Origin of the sequence: Pseudomonas sp. PSPC3-2, from assembly GCF_049897085.1 — a bacterium.
Taxonomy (GTDB): Bacteria; Pseudomonadota; Gammaproteobacteria; order Pseudomonadales; family Pseudomonadaceae; genus Aquipseudomonas; species Aquipseudomonas paraveronii.
On sequence record NZ_JAFCVO010000017.1, the window covers coordinates 48,370 to 59,269 of the forward strand.

10 protein-coding genes are annotated in these 10,900 nt (G+C 61.6%); 5 read left to right on the plus strand and 5 right to left on the minus strand.

Annotation, left to right across the window (positions count from 1 at the left end; translation table 11 throughout):
* The first annotated feature begins 132 nt into the window (after nt 1-132).
* The 3 genes from zigA to ACP7CJ_RS23380 are packed head-to-tail and all read left to right on the plus strand — an operon-like array spanning nt 133 to nt 2,992.
* On the plus strand, nt 133-1,341 hold the full coding sequence (gene zigA, locus ACP7CJ_RS23370) for a zinc metallochaperone GTPase ZigA (protein WP_426102220.1): 1,209 nt from the start codon (nt 133-135) through the stop codon (nt 1,339-1,341).
* The gene (locus ACP7CJ_RS23375) at nt 1,341-1,985 is read left to right on the plus strand and encodes a DUF1826 domain-containing protein (RefSeq protein ID WP_426102218.1); all 645 of its coding nucleotides are present in this window, start codon (nt 1,341-1,343) and stop codon (nt 1,983-1,985) included. Before zigA ends, ACP7CJ_RS23375 begins: the two co-directional genes overlap by 1 nt.
* 44 nt (nt 1,986-2,029) lie before the next feature.
* Complete coding sequence (locus ACP7CJ_RS23380) at nt 2,030-2,992, plus strand: CobW family GTP-binding protein (RefSeq protein ID WP_276195531.1); 963 nt, start codon at nt 2,030-2,032, stop codon at nt 2,990-2,992.
* Here the strand turns inward: ACP7CJ_RS23380 and ACP7CJ_RS23385 are convergent.
* On the minus strand, nt 2,986-3,378 hold the full coding sequence (locus ACP7CJ_RS23385; RefSeq protein WP_017850040.1) for a DUF3301 domain-containing protein: 393 nt from the start codon (nt 3,376-3,378) through the stop codon (nt 2,986-2,988). The genes ACP7CJ_RS23380 and ACP7CJ_RS23385 overlap by 7 nt on opposite strands.
* A 117-nt stretch (nt 3,379-3,495) precedes the next feature.
* On the opposite strand from ACP7CJ_RS23385, the gene pdxY reads away from it, so the two are divergent.
* The gene (pdxY, locus tag ACP7CJ_RS23390; RefSeq protein WP_247402955.1) at nt 3,496-4,368 is read left to right on the plus strand and encodes a pyridoxal kinase PdxY; all 873 of its coding nucleotides are present in this window, start codon (nt 3,496-3,498) and stop codon (nt 4,366-4,368) included.
* A gap of 131 nt (nt 4,369-4,499) precedes the next feature.
* Here the strand turns inward: pdxY and ACP7CJ_RS23395 are convergent, their stop codons facing one another.
* The gene (locus tag ACP7CJ_RS23395; protein ID WP_017850038.1) at nt 4,500-4,985 is read right to left on the minus strand and encodes an acyl-CoA thioesterase; all 486 of its coding nucleotides are present in this window, start codon (nt 4,983-4,985) and stop codon (nt 4,500-4,502) included.
* A 289-nt stretch (nt 4,986-5,274) separates the two neighbouring features.
* On the opposite strand from ACP7CJ_RS23395, the gene ACP7CJ_RS23400 reads away from it, so the two are divergent.
* Entirely contained in the window at nt 5,275-7,026 is a 1,752-nt protein-coding gene (locus ACP7CJ_RS23400) for a cation:proton antiporter (RefSeq protein WP_426102216.1), read from the plus strand.
* A 68-nt stretch (nt 7,027-7,094) separates the two neighbouring features.
* Here ACP7CJ_RS23400 and ACP7CJ_RS23405 read toward each other — a convergent pair whose 3' ends face one another.
* The 3 genes from ACP7CJ_RS23405 to uvrD all read right to left on the minus strand — a co-directional run bounded on the left by ACP7CJ_RS23405 (nt 7,095) and on the right by uvrD (nt 10,879).
* Nucleotides 7,095-7,502, minus strand: a complete 408-nt coding sequence (locus ACP7CJ_RS23405; RefSeq protein WP_003213456.1) for an SMI1/KNR4 family protein — start codon at nt 7,500-7,502, stop codon at nt 7,095-7,097.
* A gap of 134 nt (nt 7,503-7,636) precedes the next feature.
* Entirely contained in the window at nt 7,637-8,506 is an 870-nt protein-coding gene (locus ACP7CJ_RS23410) for a Tim44 domain-containing protein (RefSeq protein ID WP_276195528.1), read from the minus strand.
* Between the two features lie 189 nt (nt 8,507-8,695).
* Nucleotides 8,696-10,879 carry a DNA helicase II gene (gene uvrD, locus ACP7CJ_RS23415; RefSeq protein WP_247405109.1) on the minus strand — a complete coding sequence of 728 codons (2,184 nt, stop codon included), beginning with the start codon at nt 10,877-10,879 and terminating at the stop codon, nt 8,696-8,698.
* Nucleotides 10,880-10,900 lie beyond the last annotated feature (21 nt).

Sequence of the window (10,900 nt, forward strand, 5' to 3'; positions counted from 1 at the left end):
CTCGACGTAGACAGGTGCCAGCATTGCCCCGTTGGTCATGATGGGCAAGCGGGGGATTGGCTTATTTGTGTTGTTATAATATAACATCAAGTACAGCCCGGCTTGAACGGGCGGCCTGATGAGAATGACCTGATGCCCAATCGTCTCCCCGTTACCGTGTTGTCCGGCTTTCTCGGCGCCGGTAAAAGTACGCTGCTCAACTATGTCCTGCGCAACCGCGACAACCTGCGGGTGGCGGTGATCGTCAACGACATGAGCGAAATCAACATCGACGGCGGCGCGGTGCAGCGCGACGTCACCCTCAACCGCGCCGAAGAAAAGCTGGTGGAGATGAGCAACGGCTGTATCTGCTGCACCTTGCGCGAAGACCTGCTCGAAGAGGTCGGAAAACTCGCCAGGGAAGGTCGCTTCGATTACCTGTTGATCGAATCCACCGGCATTTCCGAACCGTTGCCCGTGGCCGAAACCTTCACCTTTCGCGATGAAAACGAGCAGAGCCTGGCCGATATCGCGCGCCTGGACACCATGGTCACCGTGGTCGACGGCATGAACTTCCTGCTCGACTACCAGGCCGCCGAAAGCCTCGCCTCACGGGGCGAAACCCTCGGCGAAGACGACGAACGCTCGATCACCGACCTTTTGATCGAGCAGATCGAATTTGCCGACGTCATTTTGATCAGCAAGATCGACCTGATCGGCCGCCACGAGCGTGAGGAACTGATGGCCATCCTCGAACGCCTGAACGCCCAGGCGGAAATCATCCCGATGGTCATGGGCGAAGTGCCGCTGAACAAAGTCCTCAACACCGGCCGTTTCGACTTCGACCGCGCCGCCCAGGCCCCCGGCTGGCTGCAGGAACTGCGCGGCGAGCATGTGCCGGAAACCGAAGAGTACGGCATCGCCTCTACGGCTTACCGCGCGCGCCGACCGTTCCATCCGCAGCGCTTTTTCGAGTTTATCGACCGCCCTTGGGTGAACGGCAAACTCCTGCGTTCCAAGGGTTTTTTCTGGCTGGCCAGTAAGCATCAGGACGCTGGCAGTTGGTCCCAGGCCGGCGGCTTGATGCGCCATGGCTTTGCCGGACGTTGGTGGCGCTTTGTGCCGAAAAGTCAGTGGCCGCAGGACGAAGAAAGCGTCGCGGCGATCATGGGCCATTGGCAACCGAGCACTGGCGACTGCCGCCAGGAACTGGTGTTCATCGGGCAGAACATCGACTTCGCGCTGATGCGTGCCGAGTTGGACGCCTGCCTGCTCACCGATGCAGAAATGGCCCAGGGCGTCGACGCATGGCGCTTGCTGGCCGATCCTTTTGGCGCCTGGTATGAAGAGGCTGTCGCCTGATGCTGGCACCGCTCATCCCCCTGCGCCCGCTGATCCGCCAGACCTGCGGCGACACCCCTCTGGCGCTGTCCGAGATCCTTGAAGACGGCGTCAACCTGGCGCTGTGGCAGCGCCAATTGCCGTTGCACATCGCCGAGTTCGGCGCCTTGCTGGTGGCGCTCAACGCGCCATTGGCCGAGTCGCTTGTCATCGAGTTGGGCAGCGACGACGCGGTGCCGAACGTGCAGGGTTTAGCCGCAAGTTGCTGTGATCTTGAAGGTTATGAAGGGTTTGTCGCCGATGTGTCGTGGCTGGTCAGCGCGTTTGCCTGCCTGCTCGGCGCCCGGCGTATCGGCGTGCGTTTGCGCTTGCTGGACAAAGCCATGTGCCCGCGCTTTCACGTCGATCATGTGCCGGTGCGGCTGATCACCACGTATGCCGGCATCGGCAGCCAATGGTTGCGCGAAGGCGTGATGGACCGCCGCCAGTTGGGCCACGCGGATGCCGAGCCCAGCGAGCGTATCGAGCAGATTCACTGCGGCGAAGTGGCGTTGCTCAAGGGCACGAAGTGGCATGGCAACGAAGGGCACGGGCTGATTCACCGTTCGCCGTCGCTTAAAACCGGTGAACGACGGTTAATTCTGACGCTGGATTGGCTGGCATAACCGCGTAGGATCAAACGCTCTACACGGCCTGAATGATGCCCTCTATGCTGCAGAACATTCCCACCCATGTGATTGCCGGCCCCTTGGGCGCCGGCAAGACCAGCCTGATCAAACACCTGCTTGCCCAACGCCCGGCCAACGAGCGCTGGGCGGTGTTGATCAACGAATTCGGGCAGATCGGCCTGGATGCGGCCTTACTGACCCAGGCGGATGACGGCATTGCCCTGGGCGAAGTGGCGGGTGGCTGCTTGTGTTGTGTGAATGGTGCACCGTTCCAGGTCGGACTTGGCCGCTTGCTGCGTAAGGCCAAGCCGGACCGCCTGTTTATCGAGCCCTCGGGGCTCGGGCACCCGGCGCAGGTGCTCAAGCAATTGCGCGAGGTGCCATGGTTAGGCGTGCTGGCGGTTCAGCCTTGTGTGCTGGTGCTGGATGCGCAAGCCCTGGCGGCGGGCAAACCCTTGCCTGACGCACAGCGCGAAGCACTTACCAGCGCCGGCCTGTTGGTCCTGAACAAGGATGAGGCGCTGGACGGGGCACAGCGCAAGGCGATCGAACGGCAGTTACCCGAGGTTCCGGTTTACTGGACGCGTCAGGCGCAATTGCCGTTGCAACGCTTGCCAGGCCTGAATGCGCGGGCTGCCGTGGCTGTGGATAACTTCGTGGCGCCCAGAGGCTTGGCGCAAATGCACGCTGTGTGGAGCGACCCCACGCTGCCGATCTGCTTGAGTCAGGCCCAGGAGGGCGGCTGGAGCATTGGTTGGCGCTGGCATCCGAGTCAGTCATTCGATCGCCGGCGGCTGGCACAATGGCTGGCAAGCCTTGATTGGCGCCGCGCCAAACTGGTTATCCACAGCAGCGACGGCTGGATCTCCGGCAACGCGGTGGATAACCGCCCACTCGTCTGGCAACCCAGCGAATGGCGGCGTGATTCGCGTATCGAATTGATTTTCAGCGCGCCACAGGACGTGGCCGCGCTACAGCAAGCGCTCGCAGCCTGCCGTCATTGACGGTGCTTGGCGTGGTCCTGGCGCCACTGGCTGAGTTCGATCACGTCGGCGCTGGGCAGCGGCGTCTTGATCTCGAACGGGTACGGCGCCAGTTCGATCTGTGCGCTGTGGGCGCCGAACTGGGTGATGGTCCCGGGGTGGCGGGTTTCGCCGGTCACAGTGAATTCGAAATTGTAGATGCGCGCCAGGCGCCGCCGGCCTTTGGCATCCTTCACAAAACCGATGCGTTTCAATGCCACGGCACCGTCGAGCAGCTCGATATCGAGCTTGGCGCAATGCTGTTTGACCCGCTCCAGCGCACGCTCGCGCAGGCCGTGGTTGTGCCATACCCAGGCGGCGCCGGTCGCCAGCAGCATCAACACGAAGATGTTTCCCAGGGTCAGCATGCGAAAAACTCCAACAAAGTGAGAGCAGCTTAACTGTGTCGCTGGTCTGTCGTACAGGCTGCGTTTGGTCGCATACTGCGCGACCAGAATTTCAATGGTTTTACGGAAATCTCCCGCATGAAACGCACACCTCATCTGCTTGCGATCCAGTCTCATGTGGTCTTTGGCCACGCCGGAAACAGCGCCGCCGTTTTCCCCATGCAGCGGGTCGGGGTGAACGTGTGGCCGCTCAACACGGTGCAATTTTCCAACCACACCCAGTATGGCCAGTGGGCGGGTGAAGTGTTAGCGCCGCAGCAGATTCCAGCGCTGGTGGAAGGTATTGCGGCCATCGGTGAATTGGGCAATTGCGACGCCATACTCTCCGGCTACCTGGGCAGCGCGGCCCAAGGCCGGGCGATCCTCACCGGCGTTGCGCGCATCAAGGCGATCAATCCCAAGGCTTTGTACCTGTGCGACCCGGTGATGGGCCATCCGGAAAAGGGCTGCATCGTGCCGCAGGAAGTCAGTGATTTTCTGCTCGACGAAGCCGCCGCCATGGCCGACTTCCTGTGCCCCAACCAGTTGGAACTGGACAGCTTCGCCGGACGCAAGCCGCAATCGCTGTTCGACTGCCTGGGCATGGCCAAAGCCTTGCTGGCACGCGGGCCCAAGGCCGTGCTGGTCAAGCACCTGGATTACCCGGGTAAGTTGCCGGATGGCTTTGAAATGCTGCTGGTGACGGCCGACGGCTGCTGGCACCTGCGTCGGCCGCTGCTGGCGTTTCCCCGGCAGCCGGTGGGCGTGGGCGACCTGACGTCGGGGTTGTTCCTGGCGCGGGTGTTGTTGGGCGACAGCCTGCTGGCTGCTTTCGAGTTCACCGCAGCGGCGGTGCATGAAGTGTTGTTGGAAACCCAGGCCTGCGCCAGCTATGAACTGGAGCTGGTACGTGCCCAGGATCGTATTGCCCATCCCCGTGTGCGCTTCGAAGCCACGCCGATCGACCTGTAATTACACAAAACCGAATCTGGGAGGGGGCTTGCTGCCGATGGCGGTGGTTCAGCCAGCTAATTTGCCAACTGACACACCGCTATCGGGGGCAAGCCCCCTCCCACATTTTGATTGGGTTTACAGTCCGGGACTTACAGCGCGTCGGCTTTGATTTCCTGGTAGCGCTTTTCCAGCTCCTGGCGAATCTGCCGGCGTTGCTGCGCCTGCGCAAACCGGCGGCGGTCTTCGCTGTTGTGCGGTTGCAGTTGCGGCACGGCGGCGGGTTTGCGCTGGTCGTCCACGGCCACCATGGTGAAGAAGCAGCTGTTGGTATGGCGCACGGAGCGCTCGCGGATGTTCTCGGTCACCACCTTGATGCCCACCTCCATCGAGGTGTGGCCGGTGTAGTTGACCGACGCGAGGAAGGTCACCAGCTCGCCAACGTGGATCGGTTCGCGAAAAATCACCTGGTCCACCGACAATGTCACCACATAACGCCCGGCATAACGGCTCGCGCAGGCGTAGGCCACTTCGTCGAGGTACTTGAGCAGGGTGCCGCCGTGGACATTGCCGGAGAAGTTGGCCATATCAGGGGTCATCAATACCGTCATCGACAGTTGGGCGTTTCCGGGTTCCATAGCTCACTCACGGGTTAGGCATTGGGTGGGGTGGCACCTCTGCGGGTGCTGGGGTCTTTGCAGCGCCCTCCCTTACGGGACGCCGGTGGGCGGCTTGCCGTCACGCCTGCAGCGATCTGTTTCCATATATTGCACCGGCTTTGCGGCGGAAGTGGTGGTGTTAACCTTCAAAAGTCCTTCTCGGGGCATTTCTTACGATAAAGGCAGACTTTTCCTTCCGCTCTTTGCGAAGTTTCAAAGGCGCGGGGGACGTGGGAAAAGCGCCAGTACCCTCAAGGAGCCCCTCGCCATGCACGCCATCAGCTTTATCCAGGATCTGGCTGTGATCATGTTGGTGGCCGGGGTCGTGACTATCCTGTTTCATCGCCTCAAGCAGCCGGTGGTGCTCGGTTACATCGTCGCCGGCTTCATCATCGGCCCCCACACCCCGCCGTTCGGCCTGATCCACGATGAAGACACGATCAAGACCCTCGCCGAGCTGGGGGTGATCTTCCTGATGTTCTGCCTGGGCCTGGAGTTCAGCCTGCGCAAGCTGTTCAAGGTGGGCGCCACGGCGTTTATCGCGGCCTTCCTGGAAATCGTCCTGATGATCTGGATCGGCTACGAGATCGGCCGCTGGTTCGACTGGAACACCATGGACGCGCTGTTCCTCGGCGCGATCCTGGCGATCTCCTCGACCACCATCATCGTCAAGGCGCTCAACGACCTGAAGCTGAAAGACCAGCGCTTCGCCCAACTGATTTTCGGCGTGTTGATCGTCGAGGACATCCTCGGCATCGGCATCATTGCCTTGCTGTCGAGCATCGCCGTCAGTGGCACGGTCAGCTCCGGCGAGGTGTTCTCCACGGTCGGCAAGCTCTCGCTGTTCATGATCGTCGCGCTGGTCATCGGGATTTTGCTGGTGCCGCGCTTGCTGGCCTACGTGGCCAAGTTCGACAGTAATGAAATGCTGCTGATCACCGTGCTGGGCCTGTGTTTCGGCTTTTGCCTGTTGGTGGTCAAGCTGGAATACAGCATGGTGCTGGGGGCGTTCCTGATCGGCGCGATCATGGCCGAATCGCGCCAGTTGATTAAGATCGAGCGCCTGATCGAACCGGTTCGCGACATGTTCAGCGCGATCTTCTTTGTCGCCATTGGCTTGATGATCGACCCGCAGATCCTGATGCAATACGCCTGGCCGATCGCGGTGATCAGCGTGGCCGTGGTGCTGGGCAAGATGTTGTCCTGCGGCCTGGGGGCATTTATCGCCGGCAACGACGGGCGCACATCGCTGCGCGTAGGGATGGGGCTGTCACAGATTGGTGAGTTTTCCTTCATCATCGCTGCGCTGGGGATGACCTTGCAGGTGACCAGTGACTTCCTCTATCCAGTCGCAGTGGCGGTGTCGGCGATCACCACGTTGCTCACCCCGTACCTGATTCGCGGCGCCGACCCGTTGTCGTTGAAGATTGCCGCCGTGATGCCTAAGCGCATGAGCCGGGTATTCGGCCTCTATGGCGAATGGCTGCGCAGTATTCAGCCCCAGGGCGAAGGGGCACTGCTGGCGTCGATGATCCGCAAAATCGTGCTGCAAGTGGGGGTGAACCTGGCGTTGGTGGTGGCGATCTTCTTTACCGGCAGCTACTTCGCGCTGCGTATCGGCGGGTATCTGGAGGGCTGGATCAGCGATCCGAGCTGGCAGAAGGCGTTGATCTGGGGCGCGGCGTTGCTGTTGTCGCTGCCGTTCCTGATTGCGGCGTACCGCAAGCTCAAGGCGCTGTCGATGCTGCTGGCGGAGATGAGCGTCAAGCCGGAAATGGCCGGGCGGCATACCCAGCGCGTGCGTCGGGTGATCGCCGAGGTGATTCCGATTTTGTCGCTGCTGGTGATCTTCCTGCTATTGGCCGCCTTGTCGGCCAGCATTCTGCCGACCAACAAGTTGCTGGTGCTGATCGCCGTGGTCGCGGCGGCGGTGGCGGCGGTGCTCTGGCGGTGGTTCATCCGCGTGCATACGCGGATGCAGGTCGCCTTGCTGGAGACCCTGGATAACCACAAGGATTGAGGACGGGGGCTGCTTCGCAGCCCAGCGCGAGCAAGCTCGCTCGCCACAACAAGTTCGCAGTGCGGGGATCAGCTTTCCAGCCAGACGTCCCGTGCCCAGTGCCACACCGATTCCCAGGTTTCTTCGGTGACGAGTTCTTCTTCGCCGGACCACAGCACCACGGTGCCGTCTTCTTCGACGCAGTAGTAGTCGTCGCCGTCCTGGCAGATTGGGATCATGCTGCGGTCAACGCCTGCATCCCAGGCGTTGGCCGCCACATCCGGCAGGTAGGTGTGGGACTGCGGGTCGGTGACGGTTACCGGCTCCAGGCTGCCGTACACCACGTCGCTGACGGTTAGCAGGAATTCGCGGAAGACAAACGGGATGTCGATGAACAGCTGTTCTTCGATTTCCACCAGTTGGTCTTCGTCAGGCAGTTCCAGAGGAACCGGAACCGGTTCGTTGGCTTCACGCAATTGTTCGATAACTTCTTCCACGGCCGGGATCCTCGTGCTAAATGGCGCGGTTTATAGGGGCGTTTTATACAGTAGCTCGCTATAAGTGCAACCGTGAAATAGAAAACCCCGGAACATGTCCGGGGTTTTGCTTACGGCTTGCTCAAGCGCGGGCATCAGCCGTTCTGGCGGATACCGGCGACCAGCCAAGGCTGGTTCTCGCCTTGAGGACGTTCCATGTTCCAGCTTTCGCTGAACACTTCGCCCTGGTCGAAACGCGAGGTTTTCGACACGCCGCTGAACGTCAGGGTGGCGATGGTCTTGTCGGCGCGATCATCCACACCTTCCAACTGTACGCGCAGGTCGTCGATGTAGGTCGACTGGAACGCATCGCCCAGGTCGGCGCGTTCGCGCTTGAGGAACTCCAGCAGTTGCGGGGTCACGAACTCGGCGATCTTGTCCATTTCGTTGGCGTCCCAGTGCTGCTGCAGGGACTGGAAGTGGCTGCGGGCCGCTTCGACGAAACGTTCTTCGTTGAACCAGGCCGGTGCATTGATCACCGGACGGGCGGCGGCAGGCGCTGCCGAACCACCGAAGATCGAACCCGCGGCTGGCTTTTGCTCGAACACTTCACGCTGCATCGGCGCGCCGGCTGGAGCCATGTGCTCTTGCTGCTTGCGACGACGGGCGGCGATAAAACGGAAGATCAGGAAGGCGATGACCGCCATGATCAGGATGTCGAAGATCTGCATGCCCTGGAAGCCGCCGCCCATGAACATGGAGGCGAGCAAGCCACCGGCGGCGATACCGGCCAGCGGGCCCAACCAACGCGAAGCACCGCCGGCCTTGGCCGCAGCGCCAGCGGCACCGGCCGCGCCTGCAGTGGCGGCAGCACCGCCGACACCGGCGGATGGGGCCATTTGGCTGGTCTGGTGAGTCGGTGCCGAGCCCATGCTTTTGCCGCCACCGAAGCGCTTGGCGTTGGCGTCGAGGCTCATCGTCAGGCCGATGCACAACGCCATGGCGATGCTAAGAAAACGTTTCATAAAGGGAATTCCCATTTGTGGATTGCACGCGCGCCATGTTGCACAGGTGTGGTGACAGTGGCTAGCGACATAATGTTTCGGGCTTTTGCGTAAGACCGATCCAGAATGGTCTGTAGGACTTGTTACAGATATTGGCCCGCCCGCCTTAAAAACAAGGGCGGGCCAATAACCTTCATGTTTAAAAGTGTTTCAGACGGCTTCGAGTTTCGCGTAACCCATCATCAGCCACTTGCTGCCCTCGGCAAAGTTTACCTGCACCCGTGCCTGGGCGCCGGCGCCTTCGAAGTTGAGGATCACCCCTTCACCGAAGATCGCGTGTTTGACCAACTGGCCAAGGCTGAACGGGGTTTCCGGGATCTCGGAACCTGCAAACATGCTGCTGGAGTTTTGCTGCTGGCCGCCGCCGAACGGGCGGCTGACGCTGTTGGACAGGCGCACTTCCTGGATCAGACCCTTCGGCACTTCACGCACGAAGCGCGACACCTTGTTGTAGGTCTCACTCCCGTACAGGCGGCGGGTCTCGGCGTAGGTCATCACCAGGTTCTGCATCGCCCGGGTAATGCCCACGTAGGCCAGGCGGCGTTCTTCCTCAAGGCGGCCGGGCTCTTCCAGGCTCATCTTGTGGGGGAACAGGCCTTCTTCCATGCCCACCAGGAACACGTAAGGAAACTCCAGGCCCTTGGCGCTGTGCAAGGTCATCAGTTGGATGCTGTCTTCATGCTCATCGGCCTGGGTATCGCCGGCTTCCAGCGACGCATGGCCGAGGAACGCGGCGAGCGGGGTCAGCTCTTCATCGGCCTCGGTGTTTTCAAATGCGCGGGCGGCGCTGACCAGTTCCTCAAGGTTTTCGACCCGGGCCTGGCCTTTCTCGCCTTTTTCCGCTTCGTGATAGGCAATCAGCCCGGACTGCTCGATCACGGTCTGGGTCATCAAATGCAGGGGCATTTCTGCGCACTTGGCCGTCAGGTTTTCGATCAGCTCGACAAACACCCCCAACGCCCCGGCGGCACGGCCGGTCAGGCCTTTGTTGGCGATCAGCAAGCGCATGGCTTCCCACATCGACACATCGGCATGGCGGGCATGGTCGCGAATCGCTTCAACGGTTTTTTCGCCGATGCCACGGGCCGGGATATTGATCACCCGCTCCAGCGCCGCATCGTTGCCACGGCCTTCCAGCAAACGCAGGTAGGCCATGGCGTTCTTGATTTCGGCGCGCTCGAAGAAGCGCTGGCCGCCGTAAATGCGGTACGGGATGCGCTCGCGCAGCAAGGCTTCTTCCAGCACCCGCGATTGGGCGTTGGAACGGTACAGAATCGCGATGTCGCTGCGGGCCAGGCCGGTTTTCAATGCGCTTTCGATGGTTTCCACCACGTAGCGCGCTTCGTCGTGCTCGTTGAACGCCGCGTACAGGTTGATCGCTTCGCCTTCGCCGCCGTCGGTCCACAGCTCTTTGCCCAGGCGCCCGGTGTTATTGGCGATCAAGGCGTTGGCGGCCTTGAGGATACCGGCGGTGGAGCGGTAGTTCTGCTCCAGGCGGATGGTGACCGCGTCCGGGAAGTCTTCGGAATACTGGTAGATGTTCTCGATTTTCGCGCCGCGCCAGCCGTAGATCGACTGGTCGTCGTCGCCCACCACCATCAGGCTGTCGCCGCCCTTGGCTAACAGGCGCAACCAGGCGTACTGCACGGCGTTGGTGTCCTGGAACTCGTCCACCAAGATATGCCGGAAGCGTTTCTGGTAATGGGCCAGCAGGCCGGGGTTATCGCGCCACAGGTCGAGGGCGCGCAGCAGCAACTCGGAGAAGTCGATCACGCCGGCGCGCGCGCAGGCGGCCTCGTAGGCTTCATAAATGCTGCGCATGGTGGCCAGGAACAAATCGCCGCTGGCCTGGATATGTTGCGGGCGCAGGCCTTCGTCTTTCTGGCCGTTGATGAACCACTGGGCCTGGCGCGCCGGCCAACGCTGTTCGTCGAGGCCCAGCTCGCGGATCACGCGCTTGACCAGGCGTTGCTGGTCATCGCTGTCGAGGATCTGGAAGGTCTGGGCGAGGCCCGCTTCCTGCCAATGCGCCCGCAACAGGCGGTGCGCCAGGCCGTGGAAGGTGCCCACCCACATGCCGGCCGGGCTGATGCCCATCAACTGCTCGATGCGGTGGCGCATCTCGGCAGCGGCCTTATTGGTGAAGGTCACCGACAAGATGGAATGCGGGGACGCGTTCTCGACCTGGATCAACCAGGCGATACGGTGCACCAGCACTCGGGTTTTACCGGAGCCAGCACCGGCCAGGACCAACTGACGGCCAACGGGGGCCGCTACGGCCTGGCGTTGGGCATCGTTGAGGGAGTTCAGCAAAAGGGAGAGATCATCGCGCATCGGCGCATTCTATGGCCCGCG

Coding starts and splice junctions, on each gene's coding strand:
- zigA (WP_426102220.1), top strand. CDS start 133: ATGCCCAATCGTCTCCCCGTTACCGTGTTGTCCGGCTTTCTCGGCGCC.
- ACP7CJ_RS23375 (WP_426102218.1), top strand. CDS start 1,341: ATGCTGGCACCGCTCATCCCCCTGCGCCCGCTGATCCGCCAGACCTGC.
- ACP7CJ_RS23380 (WP_276195531.1), top strand. CDS start 2,030: ATGCTGCAGAACATTCCCACCCATGTGATTGCCGGCCCCTTGGGCGCC.
- ACP7CJ_RS23385 (WP_017850040.1), bottom strand. CDS start 3,378: ATGCTGACCCTGGGAAACATCTTCGTGTTGATGCTGCTGGCGACCGGC.
- pdxY (WP_247402955.1), top strand. CDS start 3,496: ATGAAACGCACACCTCATCTGCTTGCGATCCAGTCTCATGTGGTCTTT.
- ACP7CJ_RS23395 (WP_017850038.1), bottom strand. CDS start 4,985: ATGGAACCCGGAAACGCCCAACTGTCGATGACGGTATTGATGACCCCT.
- ACP7CJ_RS23400 (WP_426102216.1), top strand. CDS start 5,275: ATGCACGCCATCAGCTTTATCCAGGATCTGGCTGTGATCATGTTGGTG.
- ACP7CJ_RS23410 (WP_276195528.1), bottom strand. CDS start 8,506: ATGAAACGTTTTCTTAGCATCGCCATGGCGTTGTGCATCGGCCTGACG.
- uvrD (WP_247405109.1), bottom strand. CDS start 10,879: ATGCGCGATGATCTCTCCCTTTTGCTGAACTCCCTCAACGATGCCCAA.